This is a genomic window from Marinomonas alcarazii (assembly GCF_003208215.1).
GTDB classification, from domain to species: domain Bacteria; phylum Pseudomonadota; class Gammaproteobacteria; order Pseudomonadales; family Marinomonadaceae; genus Marinomonas; species Marinomonas alcarazii.
Genome location: NZ_QKLW01000001.1, coordinates 108,585 through 131,908, shown reverse-complemented (window position 1 = coordinate 131,908; position 23,324 = coordinate 108,585). Strand labels below are relative to the sequence as shown.

Annotated in this window: 18 protein-coding genes and 2 tRNA genes; 5 read left to right on the top strand and 15 right to left on the bottom strand. The window is 45.1% G+C overall.

Annotation, left to right across the window (positions count from 1 at the left end; all coding sequences use genetic code 11):
- Positions 1-68: 68 nt before the first annotated feature.
- The 3 genes from lapB to ihfB form a co-directional block, all read right to left on the bottom strand.
- Complete coding sequence (gene lapB, locus DFP75_RS00565; protein ID WP_110571566.1) at positions 69-1,247, bottom strand: lipopolysaccharide assembly protein LapB; 1,179 nt, start codon at positions 1,245-1,247, stop codon at positions 69-71.
- Positions 1,248-1,252: 5 nt separating this feature from the next.
- Positions 1,253-1,576, bottom strand: a complete 324-nt coding sequence (locus DFP75_RS00560; RefSeq protein ID WP_110571565.1) for a lipopolysaccharide assembly protein LapA domain-containing protein — start codon at positions 1,574-1,576, stop codon at positions 1,253-1,255.
- 74 nt (positions 1,577-1,650) lie between these two features.
- The gene (gene ihfB, locus DFP75_RS00555; RefSeq protein ID WP_110571564.1) at positions 1,651-1,959 is read right to left on the bottom strand and encodes an integration host factor subunit beta; all 309 of its coding nucleotides are present in this window, start codon (positions 1,957-1,959) and stop codon (positions 1,651-1,653) included.
- Positions 1,960-2,166: 207 nt separating this feature from the next.
- Here ihfB and ppa point away from each other — a divergent pair, with 207 nt between their 5' ends.
- On the top strand, positions 2,167-2,697 hold the full coding sequence (gene ppa / locus DFP75_RS00550) for an inorganic diphosphatase (RefSeq protein WP_110571563.1): 531 nt from the start codon (positions 2,167-2,169) through the stop codon (positions 2,695-2,697).
- A 78-nt stretch (positions 2,698-2,775) separates the two neighbouring features.
- On the opposite strand, the gene trxB is transcribed toward ppa, so the two are convergent.
- Positions 2,776-3,729 carry a thioredoxin-disulfide reductase gene (gene trxB, locus DFP75_RS00545; RefSeq protein WP_110571562.1) on the bottom strand — a complete coding sequence of 318 codons (954 nt, stop codon included), beginning with the start codon at positions 3,727-3,729 and terminating at the stop codon, positions 2,776-2,778.
- 127 nt (positions 3,730-3,856) lie between these two features.
- Positions 3,857-4,627, bottom strand: coding sequence for a HesA/MoeB/ThiF family protein (locus DFP75_RS00540; protein ID WP_110571561.1), 771 nt, complete (start codon positions 4,625-4,627; stop codon positions 3,857-3,859).
- 87 nt (positions 4,628-4,714) lie between these two features.
- Between DFP75_RS00540 and DFP75_RS00535 the strand changes: the two genes are divergently transcribed.
- Positions 4,715-6,013, top strand: a complete 1,299-nt coding sequence (locus tag DFP75_RS00535) for an inosine/guanosine kinase (RefSeq protein ID WP_110571560.1) — start codon at positions 4,715-4,717, stop codon at positions 6,011-6,013.
- A gap of 95 nt (positions 6,014-6,108) precedes the next feature.
- Here the strand turns inward: DFP75_RS00535 and DFP75_RS00530 are convergent, their stop codons facing one another.
- The 7 genes from DFP75_RS00530 to DFP75_RS00500 all read right to left on the bottom strand — a co-directional run bounded on the left by DFP75_RS00530 (position 6,109) and on the right by DFP75_RS00500 (position 17,990).
- The gene (locus tag DFP75_RS00530) at positions 6,109-6,618 is read right to left on the bottom strand and encodes a chemotaxis protein CheW (protein WP_175404901.1); all 510 of its coding nucleotides are present in this window, start codon (positions 6,616-6,618) and stop codon (positions 6,109-6,111) included.
- Positions 6,619-6,723: 105 nt separating this feature from the next.
- Positions 6,724-7,587: a Tim44 domain-containing protein gene (locus tag DFP75_RS00525; protein ID WP_110571559.1), complete on the bottom strand. Its 864-nt coding sequence runs from the start codon at positions 7,585-7,587 to the stop codon at positions 6,724-6,726.
- 11 nt (positions 7,588-7,598) lie between these two features.
- Positions 7,599-8,606: a tryptophan--tRNA ligase gene (locus DFP75_RS00520; protein WP_110571558.1), complete on the bottom strand. Its 1,008-nt coding sequence runs from the start codon at positions 8,604-8,606 to the stop codon at positions 7,599-7,601.
- A 163-nt stretch (positions 8,607-8,769) separates the two neighbouring features.
- Positions 8,770-10,689, bottom strand: coding sequence for an exodeoxyribonuclease V subunit alpha (recD, locus tag DFP75_RS00515; RefSeq protein WP_110571557.1), 1,920 nt, complete (start codon positions 10,687-10,689; stop codon positions 8,770-8,772).
- Positions 10,676-14,389, bottom strand: coding sequence for an exodeoxyribonuclease V subunit beta (recB, locus tag DFP75_RS00510; RefSeq protein WP_245926901.1), 3,714 nt, complete (start codon positions 14,387-14,389; stop codon positions 10,676-10,678). Before recB ends, recD begins: the two co-directional genes overlap by 14 nt.
- Entirely contained in the window at positions 14,386-17,799 is a 3,414-nt protein-coding gene (recC, locus tag DFP75_RS00505) for an exodeoxyribonuclease V subunit gamma (RefSeq protein WP_110571556.1), read from the bottom strand. Before recC ends, recB begins: the two co-directional genes overlap by 4 nt.
- A gap of 115 nt (positions 17,800-17,914) precedes the next feature.
- A tRNA-Ala gene (locus DFP75_RS00500) sits at positions 17,915-17,990 on the bottom strand.
- A gap of 250 nt (positions 17,991-18,240) precedes the next feature.
- Between DFP75_RS00500 and DFP75_RS00495 the strand changes: the two genes are divergently transcribed.
- Entirely contained in the window at positions 18,241-19,467 is a 1,227-nt protein-coding gene (locus tag DFP75_RS00495) for an EAL and HDOD domain-containing protein (protein WP_110571555.1), read from the top strand.
- A gap of 130 nt (positions 19,468-19,597) precedes the next feature.
- A tRNA-Leu gene (locus DFP75_RS00490) sits at positions 19,598-19,682 on the top strand.
- A gap of 69 nt (positions 19,683-19,751) precedes the next feature.
- Here the strand turns inward: DFP75_RS00490 and DFP75_RS00485 are convergent.
- The 3 genes from DFP75_RS00485 to DFP75_RS00475 all read right to left on the bottom strand — a co-directional run bounded on the left by DFP75_RS00485 (position 19,752) and on the right by DFP75_RS00475 (position 22,799).
- Positions 19,752-20,180, bottom strand: coding sequence for an acyl-CoA thioesterase (locus DFP75_RS00485; protein WP_110571554.1), 429 nt, complete (start codon positions 20,178-20,180; stop codon positions 19,752-19,754).
- 92 nt (positions 20,181-20,272) lie between these two features.
- Complete coding sequence (locus DFP75_RS00480) at positions 20,273-20,707, bottom strand: YbjQ family protein (RefSeq protein ID WP_110571553.1); 435 nt, start codon at positions 20,705-20,707, stop codon at positions 20,273-20,275.
- A gap of 178 nt (positions 20,708-20,885) precedes the next feature.
- A complete protein-coding gene (locus DFP75_RS00475; RefSeq protein ID WP_110571552.1) occupies positions 20,886-22,799 on the bottom strand; it encodes a methyl-accepting chemotaxis protein in 1,914 nt (637 codons plus the stop codon).
- 149 nt (positions 22,800-22,948) lie between these two features.
- Here DFP75_RS00475 and DFP75_RS00470 point away from each other — a divergent pair, with 149 nt between their 5' ends.
- Positions 22,949-23,146, top strand: a complete 198-nt coding sequence (locus tag DFP75_RS00470; protein WP_110571551.1) for a CPXCG motif-containing cysteine-rich protein — start codon at positions 22,949-22,951, stop codon at positions 23,144-23,146.
- The last annotated feature ends 178 nt before the right edge of the window (positions 23,147-23,324 follow it).

The following is a 23,324-nucleotide window of genomic DNA, read 5'->3' as shown; positions in this document are numbered from 1 at the left end:
CTTTTTTCAGTTTTATCAATATTTCAGTGTTATTTATATAAATAGCATCTACATACAAATGCTGTATTTTACTCGCCTTCTAAGCCATGAATAGGCTTAACCACACCCCAGTTTTTACAGCTTGGACATTGCCAATGCAATTGATGCCCAGGGAAACCGCACTGGCGGCATTGAAATTTCGGCTTTACCTGCACTAACTGGTCAATAAGCTCAAACAAGACCACTAAGTGCTGTTGGTTATAGCCATGTGAATCAGCAAGTTGGAGACTAATTAATTCCTTAAAACCTTTAATCGTTGGGTGCAGTCTAAGCTGCTCAACCAAAAACATCTCGGCATAATCTTTATCTGTTTCCATATAATGTTGTACAAGCGCCATAATCAATGCGGTAGAGGGCTTTTTTTGGTTTTGCTCTTGCAAAAACTTGATATAACCACCGCTTCCCCAGACTTTCTGGTAGCACTCTTTTAACTTAGGAATAATGATTGAAATAAACTCAGGGTCTTGCTCCGCTGCGTGCTTAAGCTCTTTGATAGCATCACGATAACGGCCTTGACTGTTCAATACGTCCGCTGCCCCAATACTTGCTCGAATACAGCTGGAATCCACACCCAAGGCTTCTTTGTAGTGTTGAAAAGCAGGCTTCCAATGCTCTTTCTTCTGTAGCTCTTGCGCCATTTCACAATGGAAATGAGCAAGACGCTTGATTTCTTTCTTGTTAGGGCTTTCTTTGATTAGCTCCAATCCGATCTGGATTGCTTTATCCCAGCTTTGTTCAAACTCGTACAGGTCAACCAACAAGGCTAGAATTTTGGGATGAAACTCACTTTTTCGTGACGTAGAGGCCATGTTCAACAACAAACGCCCCGCCCTATCGAGCAAGCCTGCAGACATAAAATCGCTGGCTAGCTCTAGCTGCACCATGCGCATCTCACGTTGAGATATTTCAGGGCGTGCCAACAAACTTTGATGAATATTAATCGCCTTTTGTATTTCGCCCTTCTTACGGAACAAATTCCCTAATGTAAGGTGAATATCAAAGGTATCAGAATTGACTTCTAAGGAATCAACGAAGGCGTCAATCGCTTCGGAGTGCTGATCATTAAGCAGATGATTAAGACCACGAAAGTAGTCTGTTGGAATACTCTTCTTTATTTGCTTATTTTTTTTAGTCGGACTCTTTCGCCCCATTGCCCAGCCAACAAAGAGCGCGACAAAAAGAACCAGAAACAATCCTATTTCGGTCAACGCAATTACTCCTTCCCTACAGAAAGCTCTTTGGTAATAGAAGCTTTACGTAAGGCATCTACTTCATCACGTGCTTTTTCGTATCGACGAGTCAATACTCGGATTTGACGCTCACTGCGCAAATAAGCAACCGAACTCACAAACAGAGCCAAACATGCCCCAACGGTGAAAGACAAAATAGTATAAAGAGCAACGCTCAACTCTGGGCCTTGCCAAAAAACAAGGTCAAGGTGAATCAATTGTGGGTTACGGATGGCAAAAAACACACCAACAGCGAGAAAAAAAGTAACAAGAACGATGTAAATAACTCTTTTCAGCCATTTAAGCATAAAACAACCTACCAACAATAGAATGGCGATATTATGCCGTGATAGCTCAAAGATTTCGAGGCATAAGATGTAAATTAGTTAAGTTCGCTAATCTCTTCACCAGGAGCCAAGTTAACCAACTCCCTTAATTCTTTACCCGGTTTGAAATGCGGCACATACTTCGCGCTCAGATCAACAGACTCGCCTGTTTTAGGGTTTCTGCCTATTCTAGGTGCTCGATAATGCAGAGAAAAACTACCAAAGCCTCTTATCTCTATGCGCTCACCATTTGCCAAAGAATCAGACATATGTTCAAGCATCGCCTTGATGGCTTGTTCCACATCTTTCACTGGCAAATGAGATTGCTGATCGATTAGTAGCTCTATCAGCTCAGATTTTGTCATTACTGTCCTCGCGACTATAATTTGATCACACTGTAAGACTAGCTAAATTCAGAAAGAAAGCAATAAGTTAACGTATTATAAGGCTGTTTTTACGTATTTAATTCCTAAGAAATAGAGAATATTACGAATGGACAGCTTCCACAACTAGCATAGATGCACTCTAGCTTTTATAATATCGCCAATATTTACCACATTGGAAGAAATAAAATGAGCTATAACAAGATCCCAGCGGGCAAAGATGCTCCAAACGACATCAACGTAATCATCGAAATCCCAGCTCAAGCGAACCCAGTAAAATACGAAGTGGACCATGACATGGACGCTCTTGTTGTTGATCGCTTCATGACAGCGCCGATGTTTTACCCAGCAAACTACGGCTATGTTAACAACACATTGGCTGATGACGGTGACCCAGTTGACGTATTGGTTATCACTCCTTACCCAGTGGTTCCTGGTTCTGTTATTCGTTGCCGCCCTGTTGGCGTATTGAACATGTCTGACGAAGCTGGCATGGACGCTAAATTGGTTGCCGTTCCTCACGAGAAACTAAGCAAAGAATACGGTCATATCCAAGATGTGAACGACATTCCACAATTACTACGTGATCAGATCGAACATTTCTTCGAAAACTACAAAACCCTTGAAAAAGGCAAGTGGGTAAAAGTAGAAGGTTGGGCGAGCGCTGAAGAAGCTAGAAAAGCCATCGTTGAAGGCATCGAAGCTTACAACGCACAGTAATTCGTTTTTTTAAACGTTTTATTACAGACATAAAAAAACCGATCTTAGGATCGGTTTTTTTGTTTAGAGACTTTGATCTCAGTTTTGAGAATCTAAAAAGCGCTCTGCATCTAACGCTGCCATACAACCCGTACCAGCAGAAGTGATTGCTTGACGATAAATGTGATCAGACACATCGCCTGCAGCAAACACACCTTCAACACTTGTTTGAGTCGCATTGCCATGGGAACCAGACTGCACCGTCAAGTAGCCATCTTTCATATCTAACTGGCCTTGGAAAATATCAGTATTAGGCTTGTGACCAATAGCAACGAACAAACCAGCAACGGCTAGCTCTTTTTTCTCACCTGTTTGAGTGTTCTTAATACGCACACCCGTTACACCAGCGTCATCACCTAACACTTCGTCAAGCTCGGAATGCCATTCGATTTTCACATTGCCGTTTTTCGCTTTTTCCATCAACTTGTCCGCAAGAATTTTTTCAGAGCGGAATTTGTCACGGCGGTGAATAACCGTAACCGTTTTAGCAATGTTAGAAAGGTAAAGCGCTTCTTCTACAGCCGTGTTACCACCGCCAATCACAGCGACGTCTTGGTTACGGTAAAAGAAACCATCACAGGTTGCGCAAGCTGATACACCTTGGCCCATGAATTTCGTTTCGCTTTCTAGACCCAAATATTGAGCACTTGCGCCAGTAGAAATGATCAAGGCATCACAAGTGTAAACACCGCTATCGCCTTCCAAGCGGAAAGGACGATTCTTAAGATCTACTTTGTTTACATGGTCAAAAATAATTTCTGTTTCAAAACGCTCAGCGTGTTTACGCATACGATCCATCAGTTCTGGACCTTGCACGCCTTGGTCATCACCAGGCCAGTTGTCTACATCCGTTGTCGTCGTCAGCTGACCACCCATTTGCATACCTGTAATCATCACAGGATTAAGGTTCGCGCGGGCCGCGTATACAGCCGCTGTGTAACCTGCTGGGCCAGAGCCTAAAATCATTAATTTAGCGTGTTTAACATCGCTCATGTTATTGCTCCTGTAAATGTATGCTTGCCAGACTCTAAAATGGTCGGCTAAAAAGACTGTGATGAATTCTAACGAAAATCTACTGAAATTCTTAGAGAAAAATATTAATTATTAACATAGGGACTATCTATGAGTTTTCAAGCGCCTCACTGCTTTCAATTGCACAAGCAGAGCACTCGGGGTCTTGGGTTAAACGCATTTCACGCCAGCTTCCCTCAAAACCATCAAACAACCTCAGAACGCCATGCTTCACCTTTCCACAACCGCTTGCCAGCTTCAGTGCTTCCAGTGCCTGATAAACCCCTAACATACCCACCACAGGCGCAACTATGCCGCTTTCGTTACAGCTTAACTGTTGATCCGACAATGATGGATACAAACACTCGTAACAAGGCGTCGATTGCTGATCATATAAAAAGTTTACCAACTGCCCTTCCCAGCGAATCGCAGCGGCGCTTACTAAAGGCTTCTTTAGTGCCATACAAGCCCGGTTGATCGCCTGTCTAGCAGTGAAGTTATCGGTGCAATCCAATACCACATCCGCTTGCTCTACCGTGTTTAACAAAAGCTCACCAGATAACTTTTGCGTCAAAACCTCGACATGAACCGCAGAATTTTTCTGCGCTATTTGCTCCGCCGCCGCATCAACTTTGTTCAAGCCAAGCTGCTGTTCGTTGTAAAGGACTTGGCGAGGTAAATTACTGCTTTCTAGCTGGTCCCCATCCGCAAGGATCAGATGCCCCACGCCAGACGTTGCCAAATAAGTTGCCGCAATGTTCCCCAACCCGCCCAAACCAATAACCAATACCTTGGTCTGAGCAAGGTTAAGTTGCCCTTGAATATCGAAATTCGGCAATAGTAACTGTCGACAATAACGATCTAACTCTGATTCGTTCATTTTCACCTTACTTTCTTATCAATCATCCTGCCCGACTGGTCAATTCTTTGCTAAACTCGCTTAATTACCTTACCCACGAGTACCAGTATGAAGTTTCCCGGTAGACGCAAACTAAAACACTATTTTCCAGTCTCTCAAGCCAAACCTGTTTTGCCGACATCGGAAGTTAGACCCGATAAAGACACCTACATTGTTGGCTTGGATGAAACCATTGTCGATGTGGTCGCCAATGTGTCTGATCAATTTTTAGAAACTTTCAACATCCAAAAAGGATTATCCAACCTTGTCGATGCGGACACAGCGTCTGCTATCTATGATGAGTTAACCGCACAGAACAGCATCTCAGATCACTTTGCTGGCGGAACGATTGGCAACACTATCCATAACTATTCTGTATTGGCCGATGATAAATCGGTTCTACTGGGCGTTATGTCAGCCAACATCACTTTAGGCTCACCAGCTTACCATTATATCTGCCATACCAGCAGCAAAGTAGATATGAATCATCTACAAGGTGTCGCTGGTGATATTGGTCGCGGTATTACCCTAATCACACCAGATGGCGAACGAACTTTTGCCATTGCCCCAGGAGACATGGACGAACTGGACGAAGACCATATTCCAGAGCATATCATAGCAGGCGGTGCCGCATTGGTAACTTGTGCGTACCCACTACGCCATCAAGGCAAACCGATCAAAAAAGCCATGCTGAAAGCCTTGGAATACGCCCATAACAATCAGGTTCCAACCGTCTTAACCCTAGGCACCAAACACCTAGTAGAAGAAAACAGAGACGAGCTACTCGAGATCATCAAAAAGCACGTTAATGTGCTCGCCATGAATGAACTGGAAGCCGAAGCATTAACAGGTCTAGCTGATCCGCTACAAGCCGCCAGTGCGATTCTAGAGTATGTTGATATTGTTTTGCTGACAGCAGGTCCGGATGGCATGTATTTATGTGGTTACACCGATGATGAGCTAAAACGCGAGACCACCAATCCGATTAAATCTGGCAGCTTGGCCGATTTCAATCGCTGGGAATTCAGTCGACCAATGTTACGAGAAGCCTGCAAGCAACCAGTAAAAGTGTTTTCTCACATCGACCCATACATGGGCGGACCTGAAAAAATTCGCAATACCAATGGTGCAGGTGACGGCGCTCTATCCGCCTTGCTTCACGACATATCTGCTAATCACTTTCACAAAGAAGTGGTGCCAAACTCTAGCAAGCATTTAGCGCCCTTTTTGGCATACTCTTCTTTCGCGCAAATTTGCAAATATTCAAACCGTGTGAGTTATGAAATACTGGCTCAAAACGCGTCTCGTTTATCAAAAGGATTGCCGGAGCGAGAAGACAGCTTAGAAGAAGCGTACTGGGAAAGATAAGCTTACCGCGCTTATTACAGACACAAAAAAACCATGCCATGCATGGTTTTTTTTCGATCTTTAAAAGAGAATCGTTTTAAAAAGAAGCGCTTCGCTTAGCTCATCGCTTCGATGCCAAGTGCATCATTGCGTTCAAACATGCGGTTAAGCTCAAGCAAAATAACCAACTCTTCTTCTTTTTGATAAACACCTTGAATGAACTTCAATGCTTCGTCATTACCAACGCTAGGACTTTGCTCAATCTCGCCTTGGTACAAATAGAACACTTCTTGAACAGCATCAACAAGCAAACCAACTTGCTCACCATCGTGCTCAATAATAATAATGCGAGTGTCGTCAGTAATTGTACACTCAGGCAAGCTAAAACGAACTCGAGTGTCGACTACCGTCACGACATTACCACGTAAATTAACGATACCTAAAACATAGGAAGGCGCACCAGGAACCGGAGCTATTTCGCTATAGCGTAGTACTTCTTTTATCTGCATGACGTTAATACCATAAGTCTCGTCAATCAGCTTAAAAGTTAGATACTGTAACAACTCACCTTTATTCGATTCAGATAAGGCTTTCCCGTTTTCTTTGATAGGCGCTAATTCAGACATGGCTCACATCCATATTTAGTTTAATAAGAGTAATGTAGGACTCATCACGAGCTTTGTCTAGTGTAAACAAAATGTGATGAGTCTACGAGCAAAGTTAAGTAACAATTAGTTGTCTTGTTGTATCCCAACTATTGTCCAATTTCCATTTGCATCAGACATATTCTTTTCCAAATGCCAAATTTCATTGGTTTCGGAAGTCTGATCACCTTCTTTGATCCAGCCTGAGAATTGCAAAGATATAGAGGCAATAGAGCCAATATACTCACCACGAACAATCTCAACCATCAAGGAAACAACTTCTGTACGAGGCTTATCATTGCCGTATGAAGCACGTTCAGTCACCAACAAGTTATATAGTTCTGGGCTGACATAATCTAGAATCTCATCGAAATTATTGTCATCCCATGCTTTTTGCAAAGTGATGTAATGGTTTTTCGCTTCAGCAACAAACGCTTGCTCATTAAAGCCTGGCGGAAGCTGAATCGCTGGCTGAGAACCAAAACCACTGATACCAGACATTGGAGAAGGCTGGGAACCATCGCGGGTTGAGTTCGGCATTTCGCGGAACATACCATTAGCACCTGCCGCGTTCGCTTGAGCTGCACGACGTTTTGGTGCGATGAAGAACTTGTAAACCAAGAAACCAATCAAGGCAAATAGCAGAATATCACCGAAAGAAATGCCGTCAAAAGCACCGCTTCCTAGCAAAGCAGCAAAAATACCACCAGCTAACAATCCGCCTAACAGACCACCGCCCATTCCACCTAAGAAACCAGGCTTTTTAGCGCCAGCTGTTGTATTGGTTGTACCGGCTGTGCTGTTCGTTGTGCTTTTAGGTTTAGAGATAGAAAAGCTTTTACCAAAACTTTTACCACCACCAAACTTCTTTGCCTGAACATCTGCACTATAACCGCCAGCGCCGATTGCCAAAACAAACGCCATTAACATGGCAAATACTGTTGTTTTCACAAAACTCTCCTTTATTTAAAATTGACCAAACCAACGGCATTGCGTAAGTCTGAAATCATTCCACGTGCACGAGCTCGTGCTTTTTCCGCCCCTGCCTGTAAAACTTCTTCTACATGAGATGGATTAGCCATTAACTCAAGGTATTTTTCACGTGGCTCAGATAGTTGACCATTGACCAGAGCAAAAAGTTCCTTCTTCGCTTCGCCCCATGCAATGCCATCAGCAAAATTCTGACGCATCTGCGCCGTTTGCTCAGGTGTGGCGAACGCCTTGTAAATATCAAACACGGTAGAGTCGTCAGGATCTTTCGCTTCACCTGGTTCTAGCAAGTTTGTTTTGATCTTATTAATACCTTTTTGCAGTTTCTTTTCGGTATCAAATAATGGAATCGTATTGTTGTAACTCTTACTCATCTTACGGCCATCTAAGCCCTTCAAGATAGAGCCCTCTTCACCCACAACCGCTTCAGGTAAGACAAAATGCTCACCAAACAAGTGGTTAAAACGCCCAGCAATGTCGCGCGCCATTTCGATGTGTTGAATTTGGTCACGACCAACAGGCACTTTATGCGCATTAAACGCCAAAATATCCGCCGCCATTAATACTGGATAGCAAAACAAGCCCATAGTAATACCAAAATCTGGGTCTTGGTCATTGGCAAGGTTTTCATCCACTGCGCCTTTATAAGCGTGAGCGCGGTTCATCAAACCTTTTGCGGTTACGCAAGTCAGCAACCAATTGAGCTCAGCAATTTCAGGAATATCGGACTGGCGATAAAAAGTTGCTTTATCCGTATCCAAGCCACACGCTAGCCAAGTCGCCGCAATTTCTAAACGAGACTGTTTCACACGTTCAGGATCCTGACATTTGATCAACGCATGATAGTCCGCAAGAAAGAAGTAAGATTCCGTATTTTCTTGACGGCTTGCTTCGATCGCAGGACGAATTGCACCCACAAAGTTACCTAAGTGAGGAGTGCCTGTGGTGGTAACACCGGTTAAAACAATTTCTTTTGCCATTGTTGCTACTCTTTCCTACTTTACATAATGTCGAAATTTGAAATTTTATAGTGTTGAAATGCCGCTTACCCTAACATAAAAAAATCACATCAAGAATCGCACAACAAGATTATTTATTCCTATATTCAATATCTTATCCATAATGGATCCGAATAATGAAATATCAATGCCAAAGCTCGCTGATAAGACCAGAGTCACGTTGGATACACGCACCGGTTGCCGCCCGAATCAATCCGCTCGATCCCCATAAGCTAAACGACTTTTTCGCCCGAGTGATGCCCGTATAAAGCAATTCTTTGGTTAATACTGGCGAGGGTGTCATAGGCAACAATAAGGCTACTTGCTCGAACTCAGAACCTTGGGATTTATGTACCGTCATGGCGAAGACCACCTCAAACTCACTTAAGCGACTCGGCAACAAGCCAGTAAAAGAGCCATCTGGCTGCATAAACCACACCCGAAGGCGCTGAAACTCATCGGGCATACAAAGGCCAATATCGCCGTTAAACAAGCCTAATGCCGCATCGTTTCTGGTCAGCATCACCGCTTTGCCCGGATACCAAACATGGGGATCTTTCACTCGTCCACGCTGATAAAAATAATTCTCTAATTGTGCGTTAATTTTCTCGACACCGAACTCACCTTGTCGAACCGCTGTCAAAATTTGATAGCGAGTAAACACTTCGTAGAGTTTGGCAATATCAAGATTCTGGCGCACAGCGTCCCAATAATCGTCATAACCTTTTGCCAATGCCGCAATGTCTGCTTTCGTTTGCCCTTCTTCTGGTACTCGCCACTCCACATCGGCGTACCCAGATTGAAGGCAGCTCAATACCGCTTGGCTATCACCAGCGTTCATCGCTTTCGCCAAGTGTCCGATACCGCTGTTTGCATCAAAGCGATAACTGGTGCGTAATAACGTCAGCGCTCGGCTAATTGGCGGTGCTGAAGGGTTACCAAACGGCACAATATTTTCTCTGGTAAGGCTCGTAAGGCGATCGGCCCACTCCGGTTGAAAGTACACATTATCAATGCCGTAAGATAAATCACCGAGCACACTGCCCGCCTCCACCGAAGCAAGCTGATCTTTATCACCAAGCAAAATCAGTCGTGCATGGGTTGGCATTGCATCGATCAATTTTGCCATCATCGGCAAATCCACCATGGATACTTCGTCCACCAGCAACACATCCAAATGCAAAGGATTTGCTTTATTGTGCTTAAAACGACTGCGACCAAAATCGCTTCCTAACAAGCGGTGCAAAGTACTGGCCTGCTCTGGTATGGCGTCTTTAATGTCACCGCTTAATGGTAAATCCGCTTTCGCTTTTGAGATGGACTCTGTTAGCCGCGCCGCCGCTTTACCTGTTGGCGCTGCAAGCTCAATTCGCAGTACTTTCCCTTCCGCCAATGATTGAGCCACCAGCAGCGCCAAAAGACGAGTCACTGTGGTTGTCTTGCCTGTTCCAGGGCCACCGCTGATCACCGAGAAAGGCAAACTTGCTGCGTTGGCAACCGCGACCTTTTGCCAATCTACCGACTGGGATGTATCTGGGAACAATTGCGCCAACAAATTCGCATCAACATCAAAAGGTACAACGGAAAATTGGCTCTTAAGATAATTCAGCACCTGTTGCTCATATTGGAAATAACGATATAAATACAGGCGAGTACCAGCCAGCACCATAGGTCGTTCAGCAACATTGCCAGCCAAGGACACCAAACGGCTCCCTTGCAAAGCATTACACCAAGAAGACACGCTGTTTACACCAGAATCTGCCAATGCCGCTCTTAATTCTTCAAGCTCAACACCTTCTGGTGGGTGTTGCCAAATGGTGGCTAGATCGATACAAATATGCCCCGCGCCAAGATACGCACTGCACAAAGCACCTGCGATATGAACAGCACTGTCACCCTTGCCTGGATTGTCCTCTTTAGCATGGTGCGCAAGCTGCGTAATCCACTGACAATCAATTGCACGCAAAACACCTTTTGCCTGCCAATCAGCAAGCCTAAATGACGTAACTTTAGCGGTATTTTCTTCAAAAGCGTCGAGCAAACCTAGCTGATTAGAAAAGTCCATATTGTACCGCCTCGTGATTTTCTGGCTTATCGCTTTCACCGCTAAACAGCTTGTCTAGGGCGGTTAGATGTTCAATGCTTAATCGGCTTTTGAATACGCCTGTTTGCTGTTCTGGCTGCATACCGCGGAGGAACAAATACACCACGCCACCCACATGTTTTTCATAATCATAATTTGGCAATCGTTGCTTTAATAATCGGTGCAAAGCCAGAGTGTAAAGCTGGTATTGCAGATCGTATCTGTGCTCCGCAATGGCATGAACCAGTTTGTCTGCTTCGTAATCGGCAAAGTCATCGCCCAAATAATTCGACTTATAATCCAACACGTAATAACGGCCTTGATATTCGAACAACAAATCAATGAAGCCTTTTAGCATGCCTTTTAATGGACGATCTTGAATCATAGGTGCAACACGCGATACCTCATCATGCTCACGAGAAATCCGATCCAACTGCAAGGCGTTCATCCCTGTCACCGGAATAAAAAACTCCATCTCTTTTCGGCAAGCCGATGGGGACAAACTCCCCAAGCTCATACCGTCCATTAACTCGGTATTCACGATATCTGGTAACCATTCGCTGAGCACATCTTGCCATTCATCAAAGCCCTGACGTTGGTAAAAATCGACCATCAATTTATGGTGGCTGGTTTTTAATAAATCCTTAAAGCTCGGGTTAGTTGACACATCATGCAGGGCTTTACCTTCTAATGTATCGTGTAAGAATGTCCCCGGCTTTGCGCCTTTGGGGAAAGTGAAGCGATTCTTCTGTGGCTCTTTTTGTTGCGCTTCTAATGCCTGATCGAGCGCCTCCATATCATCCAGCAAAGGATCGACAAAACGCGTCATTTCATCCAAGCCTGGCACACTTTCATCGTGGTGTTCTTTATCTTCCACCACCAAGGAGGAATAACTCCCCACCCACCAATCACGCTCTACACGCCCCGTAAAGTGTCTAGCATGAGGTTCAATTAACTCAGCCTGTGCCATTTTAAATCGCGGCAAGCGCGGTGGTTCATCAGGCAATTCCAGCAAACACATTTGCCCATTTTGGTAGCGCTCGCAAAGGCGCTCGATACTCGGGTACAAGTCTCCTGCTTCCATTGGTTCGCCTTCACTAATCAAAGCACCAACGCCACTAAGATGAACATCTGACACAGCACCTCGGGATTTATTCGCGCTTTTTCCCACATCCATCGAGCCAATAAAACACGCTTCTTTAGAGCGCGTTAACGCCACATAAGCCAAGCGAATTTCCGCGGCATATAACTCTTCTTTATGCATGTCGGTTTGCGTTTCATCGGGGTCAATAGCAATCCACAATTGCTGCTGCGCATCATGATATAAAGCCGATTTGTCTTGGTCTCGATATGGCGTAAAGGCAAACGGCAAATACACCAGTGGGTATTCCAAGCCCTTACTTTTGTGGATGGTAACGATTCGAACCAGTTCCGCATCGGTTTCAAGACGGATCTTTTGCTCGTCGCTGTTACCATTCGGGTTTTGAATCGCCAACCTGAGATAACGCAATACGCCTTCTTTGGAATCCAGCTCAAGGGATTTCTGCTGCAATTTCTCGGTCAGATGCAGAAAATCCGTTAAGCGACGCTCGCCACCAGTATGACTGAGCATATTCGCAGCCAGAGCGACGTTCTGCATGAATTCACGCAACATAGGCAGCAAGCCCTGCTTATCCCAAATTTCTAGATAATCACGGAAGGCTTGTCCCCATTTTTCATACACCACATCGTCGTGGTTGAGCGTGTCTAAATCTTCCAGTGACCAATCGACCAAACTGGTTGCCAACGCTGAACGCAGTTTACTTTCTTGTCCATTGGATAAAATCGCCGTCAGCACAATCAGTAGCTCTCGCGCTTCGACGGTTTCAAACACGGAACCTTTATCACTCAAATACACGCTGGCAATACCGCGTTGGCGTAACGCGTCTTTTAGGGCATTGGCTTGGCTAAAATTAGTCACCAATAAGGCAACATCTTTGGGTCGTACGCCTTTGCCATCAATCAGCGCCTTTCCTTGCTGCCCTTCCAGCAAAAGTTCATGAAGGTGCGCCGCACAAGATTCCGCCATGGTCTGACGATAGTCTTTTGTCGACACGGGCTCATCGCTGCGTTGATACAAAAATTGCAGCGCTGCTTGCGCTTGCCCCTGTCGAGCAAAACCACTGGCAACGCCACGATCTTGCACTTCAACAAAGGGAATACCCGCCACTCGAAAGGGCTCCGCTTGCGTGCTAAAAAGCCCATTCACCGACTGAATCATCGCCGCGGAAGACCGATAATTGGTTGCCAAAGAATACACACTATCGACCCGTTTTTTGGCCGCCAAATAGGTATAAATATCCGCACCGCGAAAGGCATAAATCGCCTGTTTTGGGTCGCCGATCATGATCAAGCCAAGGGCATTTTGATCCACTTGAGCTGGGGCATAAATAGATGAAAAAATCCGATACTGCACGGCATCCGTGTCTTGGAACTCATCGATCAAGGCGATGGGGTAAAGATGACGAATACGCTCGGCTAATTTACCGGCTTCGTCTTGAGACAATGCCGCATCGAGAGAGGTTAGCAAATCGGTAAACGTCAGCGATTGAGTACTGTGCTTCCAGCGTTTCATACGCTCTTGGGTCTGCTGCCAAAGCTGAGTCAGCAAGACCGCTTTTAATCGACCAGCATCGGGAAAACTTTCACGCAAAGACTGCACCAAGCCAAAGAATTCGTGAGCGGGCAAATCGCCCCCTTTGCTCAATCGGCTAGCATGCTCATTTGTGTCGAATTTCTCTAAACTCTTATCCAGTTCAAAACGCGTTGAGTTCGCCCATTGCGTCATGGCGTGAATGTCTTTTGAAGGATCTTTACGCCAAAACGTTCGCTTGATACCGCTGCGCTCAAGAGCATCGATAATATCTTGCGACTGAGCAAGCCACATAGCGCGCACCGCCGCCATGGTTTCTTGCGCCTCGCTTATGGCATTCTCCCAATCGTAATCTGGCACGGCGATTTTGGCGTCAGGCTGATTGTTCAGTAAGTACAAATCTTTCAGCAAGGCGTCTGGATTTGACCAAATGGGCTGAATCAAGGCGGCTTTGGTGTCGTCCATCGGATAAAACACACTGCGCCAAACGTCTTTCACTGCCATAGACAATGGCGCCAGCTCATCGGTCTCAATGGTTTGCTGGAACAACATGCGGCTTTCAAAGGCGTTCTGGCTCAGCATACGCTGACAAAAACCATGAATGGTGAACACTGCCGCTTCGTCCATTTGCTTCTCGGCATACAGCAGTTTTTCAATGGCACCAGCGCGTTGTTCGTCTGACATTTGCGCCAGCCAAACCGCCAAAAACACATCACTACTCTCACCTTGTAACAAGGCTTTTCGTGCCGCTCGTATGCGCCCACGAATTCGGGCTTTTAGCTCGGCGGTGGCGGCTTCGGTAAAGGTCACCACCAAAATTTGATCGACTGTTAGCGCCTTGTCTAAATCGCCCGCTTGACCCGTTGGCACCAACAATCGCAGATATAAGTTCGCAATGGTATAGGTTTTTCCTGTGCCTGCGCTGGCTTCAATTAAGCGCTTGCCAAACAATGGAAAAGTTAAGGCGTCGAGCGGCTCAGGTATCATACTTAAGGCTTCGGCATTGGCTGAAGACTCATTAACAGAAGCTAGGTCGTTAGAAAGACTCATTCGATCACCTCCAAATGACGGTGCATGGGCAACCAAATCTGCTCACACAAGGCGACAAACTGTTCTTTTTGGCGATTCAAATCTGGGAAATAACGTTGCCAATAAGCATCATCTACTTCACTACGTGTAAAAGCACTGCTGTTATCTTGATACAGCTTCAACGCCTGCTCCCAAGCTATGTCTGCGTCTTCTTGCGTTTTGCTCGAACAATAACTTTTACACCATGCGTCGGCGCTTTTGGCAGGCAAGGCAATCGGCTGACACAAGCCTTGCTGCATTAACGCCAGCATCGTGTTTAGATAGTCTTGAGCATCCTTTGGCGGGATAACAATAAAACTGTGCTGAAGCAATTTGCCCGTTTTGCTCAAGTTAATAAGATGATGTTGCTTTGGCGTTCCTTGTGCACATAAAGCCAAATGCTCTATCCACGCCTGCATTTTTTGATGGGCGGATAAGTCGCCAATGCGATAAGACAAACGCGTGGTCGCCGTTGGTAAATCCAACCACGCCTGCAAAACAACACTGCCAAGGGTCAAGTTCAATTCGATAGGTTCGCATTCTTCCAGCGCATAACCTTGCAACACAGTCATCAACCGCTGGCATTGCCCACGACTCTGCTCCAAAGACAAACGCCCGAGCGCGCCATAAGGCAAAGCGCCCATCAAGGACAAACGCTCGACAAACTGATCTTCATCGCCTTTTAGCATGGCTTGCAGCAAACCTTCGCGTAATTGATAGCCTGCCAAACCATCCAAGGCGAACGGTTCATCTTCTTTTTCTTCCTCTTCTTGCAAGCTTAAATAGGCTTTTAAGCGGCGTTGCGTAAAGTAACGCGTCGGATGACCAATAAAGCGCGACAGCTCGTCCAGAGCAAGATCCAGCCTTGGCTGCTCCAAACCATCCAGCGGTGAAAACTCAGCGTGTTCATCGTCCACAGGAGCGCTAAGCAAGGCTGGCAGCCATTGTTCGTCATAGCTGTAAAGACGTTTATCAAACGCAACAGCCAATTCTTGTTCCTGAACATGTTGTTGTGGTTGATAATAATAGGCTGCGTTAAAGGGCTGCAAAGGATGCTCCAGAATCAATCGCTCTAGCAAGGCTTTCTGCGCTTCGTCTGGCGCTAATGCCTGATCGCCTTCAAACACGCAACTCTGACCGATATATTCTAATAACTCACTCACCAAGATAGACGGATTTTTCTCACTGTTGTCTTGAATACTGCGCCCCACATAACTGATGTAGAAACAATCTCGTGCTGACATCAGCGCTTCAAGGAACAAATATTTATCGTCTTCGCGTCGGCTTCGGTCGCCACTGCGATATTGCCCAACCATAAGGTCAAAGCCCATAGGCGCAACACTGCGTGGATAATCCCCTTCGTTTAACCCCAATACACAGATAACCTTAAAGGGCACGGAACGCATAGGCATCAAGGTACAAAAGTTCACTCGACCTGCTAAGAAGCGCTGACCACCTTGAGACTCTTGCAACAAAGGCGATAACAACTGACGGATCACTTGCTGATCCAATGGGGCATCAAAATGCGCTTGTTGCCATTGCAAGGTTAGAGTGTCGAGTTGCTTAGTCAGCAAAACTTGAAAAGCATCATCTTCTTCCAACAAAAAGAAACGCTCTGCTAAATAATACAAAGTCGAAACCCAGTCTTTTGGAACAAGGGATTCCATCAACCTAGCTTGAGCGTCGTCAATGGCAACTAAAAACTCAGCCAGTTTCCCCGCCACCGAGGCTTCTAAACCTTCCACATCACCGTAACTTAGCGTGCCTTCCCAAATATGGTCGTGGCCCATGGCGTAACCCAATAACATGCGACGCACGCCATTTAGCCAAGTGTGTGATTCCTGTATTGGCAAATCATGCTGTTGAGCGGTTTTACCATCCAATCCCCAACGAATACCGACTTCTGTCGACCATTGGCGAATACGCTCTAATTCCTCAACGGTTAATTCAAACCGCGCCAACACCGCTGGAACTTCAAGTACGCTGATTAATTCAGACAAAGTGAAACGGCTTTCGCCCAAACCAAGCAAATACAAATAGGCATCAACAATTGGGTTTTCCATACCGCCAGATTGGTCAATCAAAGCAAATGGAATCTGTTTTCTGCCCTGTGCGCTACCTTTAACATTACCGAAGACTGCTTTCACGAACGGGCTGTAGGTGTTGACGTCGGGCAACATGACGATGATGTCTTTTGGCGTCAAGCTTGGATCGCTCTCGAACATTTGCAACAGCTGATCATGCAAGACTTCCACTTCCCGTAACGGACTGTGACAAAGATGAACACGAATGCTTTGATCATCCACCGCAACGGGATGTCGATACATAGCATTGTCGATATTCGCGTCTCTTTCTTCTTTCGAGCCGTGGTTTTCTAACGTCAGCACATCTTGCTGAACCCACTGCAACAAGCCACTCGATTGCTCGCTCAGATAATCTTCAAAGACTTCCAATTCGTTGTCGGCCATTTCTTGCAGCTGAGCAATATAATCTCGTCCCAAACGCCCCCAGCTCGCCAGTAGCGGATTAGCATCCAAATGCAATGTATCCGTACTCAACCCAGGCTTGAGAGTTTGGCGTTTTATTTCCCGACCTAAGTAATGTTTATCAACCACATCGCCCCAGTAAAAGCGGCAAGGGTTCTGCAAAAATAAATGCACATCAATCCAGCCAGAAGCGGCCAACACTCGCAAAGATTCAAGGGTATTTGGCGGCAAAGAAGACACACCGAAAATAAAGATACGCTCAGGCACACCAACAGGTCGCGTAGAAGATTGAGTCGCGTCATGTAAGGCTTCAATAAGATTACCGCGATGATAAAGCGAGGTGCCCTGCTGGCTCACATCAGCCACCAGATCTCGCCAGAGGATCGCCTGCCAAGGCTGTTGTTCAAACAAGGCTTCTAAGGCCTTGTCCGTGCCACCATAAGAGACATCGCCAGACTCCCAAAGCTTGATCCAATCTGGACGGTAAACCAAATATTGGTCATAAATATCCGCAATGCTGCTGCATAACTGGAAGCGACGAATTTGTGTATCGTCTTCTTCAAGATACCAACTGAGCGCCTGAAACTCAGGTTCGCCAAGGCGAGTATCCAACAAGCGCATCAAGCGCCACACTAAGAAAGGTTTATTAAATTCACTTTGCGCGGGAATATCGTTAAGTGTCTGAGAAAACGTCTGCCAAACAAAAGTAGAAGGCAACGGAAACACCAAACCCGCGGCAATCGAATGGGACTCAGCCAAGAACATCTTCAGCCATTGCGCCATACCTGGGTTTTGCACCAAGATAGATTCATCATCAAACGGATTCTCTGGCGGCGAAACAGCCAGAATCTTCGCAAGCAACACGGCTAAATCCTCTAGACGGTTACCTGTGTAAAGTTGAAACATGCAAGAATCCTACGTGTTAGAAAGGAGCTTAATAAGATACTGATAAGCCTAACCTTGGACGCACCAAAAAAGAAGGACTGAATGCTTTAAATAAAAGGGTAATAAAGAAGTTTATTGGTGGAGCCTAGCGGGATCGAACCGCTGACCTGTTCGCTGCCAGCGAACCGCTCTCCCAGCTGAGCTAAGGCCCCACAAAACGCATAAGCGTAGGTGGACATGATGTCCTGAGATTTCAAAGATGTTTTGACAGCGGGGGATTTTATGGATGCTTTTTGGCTCTGTCAACCTTTTTGACTCACTTCATCTCAGTTTTTATCGAGCCATAAATATACTTATTGCTACATAATCCTGATTGCCTAAATTAAGAAATATGTGTTTTTATAAGTTATTGTTTTACTGAACATGAACCACTTCCCCGAAGCAATCGAGTAAGAGAGATATATGGTCGAATTTCCAACGGTCTTAGACGATCTAATGATGGCTCAGCAACCAATATTGAAAAAGTCCAAAGACATATTTGGTTACGAGCTGCTATTCCGTGGAAAGGACGCATTAAGCGCCAATGTTTCAGACGGTGAATCTGCAACTAGCCAAGTATTGGTAAACCTATGCATTGGGATTACCAACCTAGAATCTCAGCTAAGAAAGCCCTTCTTCATTAATATGACAACAGAGCTAATGCTGTCTGACGCTTTCTTTCCGATTTCCCCAGACACGGTTTATATAGAAATACTCGAAAGTCAAAAGCTCACCCCTGAGTTTTTCGAAGCGTTGAAAAAGTGGCGCGGTGCAGGTTATCGGTTTGCACTGGATGACTACCAATTCAATGCCGATTATGAGGCACTGCTGCCTTGGGTTTCGATCGTCAAAATAGATGTGTTCTTAACACCGCCAGAAAATTTCATTAAGGAAATTAACGAGCTAAAAGCGCGCGGCTTAATATTACTGGCAGAGAAGATTGAAAACGAAGAGATGTTTGAGCTTTGCAAAAAGATTGGTTTTGATTTATTTCAAGGCTACTTCCTGCAACGCCCCGAAATCATCAAAGGCAAAAAAATTGACTCGGCAACACATGGCGCCATTCATCTAGTTAATGCGCTGCAACAAAAAGACGTCGATATAGCCACTGTGTCAGACCTAGTCACCAAAAATCCCAAGCTGTCTTATCAACTCTTACGCATCATCAACAGCCCCGTCTGCGGTTTGTCTAAAACCGTGACATCGATCCAAGAAGCCATTATTTTCTTGGGGCTGGTACAACTGAAAAAATGGGCACTTCTCATCACTCTTACCTCCTCATCGACCCAACCAAAAGCATTGCTTAAAATTCTGCTGACCCGTGGACGTTGCTGTCAGTTGCTAGCACAAAATAAACAACCTGCCCTTGCTGACTCGGCATTCATGGTGGGATTGATGTCTGGCATAGACGCCGTTTTCAATGTAGAAAAATCCGTGGTGCTGGAGCAAATCGCATTAGATAACCTATCCCGTGCCGCCATCATGCACCGCACAGGCGAGCTAGGAAGCTATCTTTCTTTGGCACTCGACTGCGAAGAGCAGCATTGGGACAACATACAATCCATGAACCCAGCAGAAAGAGCGCAGCTAAACAGAGCATTTTTAGATGCCATGTTGTGGTCAGAAGAGGTCATGCAATCGATAAATTAAGGGCTCTGCACGAGTACCGCCTCACCCATATATGGTTAAAAATAGGGGCAAATTAAATAAAATGTTTTTTTTTACGTTAAATGATTGACACCCATACAAAAAAATATAGAATGCGCTTCACCTTTTCAAGGCCAGTGTGGTGGAATTGGTAGACACGACGGATTCAAAATCCGTTGCCTTCGGGTGTGGCGGTTCGAGTCCGCCTACTGGTACCAACATTAAAAAAGCGCTTACTTCGGTAAGCGCTTTTTTTTCGTCTTGAAGAAATAGCCTGAAAAACAGGCTCAGTCATCAAACCCTTGCATAACATAATCGGGCAAATCTTCTTCTTTCGGTATCGGCATCGATTTACCAAATTCATCGATAGCAACGAATTTAAACATGCCTTCCGTTACTTTTTCACGGTGACCAATACGACCACGGCGCACCCAAGCTTCCACCAAAATATTCATAGAAGTGCGACCAACGGACTCAACCTTTGTGTAGACGCCTAAGATATCGCCCACCTTTACCGGACGGATAAAACTCATTCCATCTAGAGCAACCGTTACCACACGCGATTGCGCACGCTGTCCTGCACATATCCCGGCCGCGATATCCATTTGCGACACCACCCAACCACCAAAAATATCGCCTGCAGGGTTAGTATCCCCCGGCATTGCAACCGTCCTAGTCGTAAGACGACCTTTTGCCTTTTCTTCTAACCCTGACATAACACTCTCTCAAAAACTTAGTGTAAAATTTCACTGCAAAATAATATCACAGGCAACTAAAAATACTCATCAAGACACACCACAGCCTAAGACTATTTTGTCATCAAAACATCGTAAGATATGGCCGTTCCTTTTGCTTCTGTCGTTGGGAAAGAAAAACTTGAGCCTATCGACGTTCCAAGACCACCTCGACTGCTGCCACTCACACCAATACCAGTTCCTAAACGTCTAAAAGAAAGCTGCGTTACCTCATCCAAGATCACGCCATTGGCCCCTATTTTAGCGGCTTGCTCCTTTAGCTCTTCCGTGGCTTTTTCTTTTCTAGCGTCTTCCGTAAAACCACCATCACTGGACGCGCGCACGGTACCAATCACTTTATAGTCAAACGCTGGCGCCTCTTCAAATACGGTCACCTCCTCCACCTCGATCTCGGGCAACTGCTGCCCAGTCACAACATGAGAACCAGAAGAACAACCAAACAACAAAGCAGGCAACGCTAAAACGGATAGATATTTAATAGCACTCATCATCGCACCTCATTTTGACTATCAGATCATAACAGTGTTGCACAAAGACAACGCAAGCAGATCGATAAAAGTATGAATTTTTGACTCAACCACTATCAAACCCAATATCCATCCAATAAAAAAGAGCAGCTCAACCTAGCTGAGCCGCTCTTCAATCACATGACTGTTCTTGGTATTTTTACACCTTAAAGCGACCGATTAAACCTTGCAGCGCCTGAGAATGCTTAGCCTGTTCATCAGCAGATTGATCAGACAATCTAGCCGCGTCACTGCAACTGATCGCCAACTGATTAATCTCATTGATCGATTTATTGATTTCCTGAACAACAGCACTTTGCTCTTCTACAGCGGCTGCAACTTGCAGGTTCATATCCGATATCGTAGAGATCATATGCGCAATTTCGTCGACATTATCACCAGTCTGTCTACTTTGATCCGTTGTTTGCCCCATGCTTTCATTACTACGAACAATCACCTCTGAAGCTTGATTAGCCGCCCCTTGAAGGTTCGAGATCATAGAACCAATCTCATCAATAGAAGACTGCGTGCGCTGCGCTAAAGAACGAACCTCATCCGCAACAACAGCAAAGCCTCGCCCTTGCTCGCCAGCACGAGCCGCCTCGATCGCCGCATTCAACGCCAACAAATTCGTTTGCTCTGCAATATCACGAATCACATCAAGAATTTTACCAATGTTCTGAGTGTCGCCATTTAGCTTATTGATAACCGCCGTCGCCTCTTCTAGATTACGACTTACGCTATCCACATTGCTGATGGTAGAGCCAATGCTCGCTACAACCAACTTCGCCTTATCTACCGCGCCCTGAACCACTTGCGCTGCGGACGAAGCATTACTAGAGATCTCATGAATAGAACTCTCCATCTGACCAAAAGACGCTGCCACTGTTTCTGTTTCTGAATTTTGGTGCATCATGCTTTTCAAGGTCGTCTTACTTAACTGCGAAGACTCCTTAGCCGAATGCGCAATATGGTTACTGTTCGTTGCGACACCTTTAAACACATCATGAAGCGTTTCGATAAAAGCATTAATACCAACAGCCAACTTCCCTATTTCATCTTTACGATCCAACTTAATACGGAAGGTTAAATCCCCTCCCGCTTTCGCCAAATCATTAATATGTTGTTCTAAATCTTTCAAAGGCTTAGAAATAGAGGACGCAAACAATACCGACAAAACAATGGTAACAACCACAACAACACACAGAATAATAAGAATATTCAACAAACTTGCTGACATTTTCTCAAACGTTACCTGTAGATTCTCATCCTCAATCTGAGAAAAAGAACTCATCACAGCCCCCAGAGAACGACTTATCTCAGCATTCAAAGCCTGCACTTTTTTGGAGTTTTCAATGTACTTCTCAGATAACGCACGAATTCCAACCAAAGAGTCGCGCACCTTCTCCGCCTCTGCTTTGGCGGGTGAACCCTCAAGCTGAATGATCGCCTCTTTATTGTTAGCCTCTAGACCACTTATGTAATCAAGTAATCTGGAAGCATATGAAATATCACTCTGCACCTTTTGGAAGATCAACTCTAGCTCAAAATTATCCACCGTATTGATCAACGCAGCCGTCAATATCTTCCTTTCAAACGTCGTTACATCCTTACGCTGATCCTCATCAACCAACTTCTCAAATTGTAAATAAAGATAGTCATCAGACACCTTTGATGATTCTCTAAGCTTCTGCACAAGCTCCGTTGCCGTCTTACCATTATCCTGGTAAATCGAATGAATTTGCTCTAGCTTATTGTTAATGCTTGCCATTTCGGCCAACAAAGACGCTTTCTCAGGCAAATTCGACTGGGAGAAGCTAGATGTGACCAACTTGTATTTTTCAGATACGCCCTCATAGTTTTCTTGGCTCTGAATAAAACTTTCAGCGCTAGAAAAATAAGAAGAGATGGCATCCGTCGTCTTCTTATTTGCTGACAACTCTTGCTTAGCGTTATCAACAACGACTTCATTTCTATAAAAGAAAACAGCCACAACAACAAGCAAGAAAGTAAGCAGAACAACAGGGACAAAAAGCTTTTTTTGCACACTGAGGGAAGAGAGAATTTTATCCATTACAAACCTTTAAGAGTTGATTATTTCTCGCTGAGTTTAGGAAAGTTATTGACGGATAAATAGTCAGGACTGCAAAACGCTACAAAACAACTTTAGACACTTACACAGACACAGTAATAATCAAAAAAAGAGAAATATTGGAGACCCAAATGAGCGAATTAATAGAACAAGACATCTCCTGCCCTTACTGCGGCGAAAGCATCGACGTCGTCATAGAAGTGCTAGACGAAAGCCAAGAATACATCGAAGACTGCCAAGTCTGCTGCCGACCGATTGTCTTCAACATCGACACTGCCTTTGATGGCTCAACCTCCGTTTCCGTTCACTCGGAAAATGAGACGTATTGAGAAGAAGAAACACCAGCTGGCGTTGGGTCGCCAGCGACGTAATGTCCTGGGCACTGGCGCAGAAAATGACACATTGAAATGATTTACAGCAGACATAAAAAGACCCCCAGTTATTGGATAGTCCAACTATTGGAGGTCACTTCAAGATCGGTTTTTTTATGCATTTAGAAATATTATA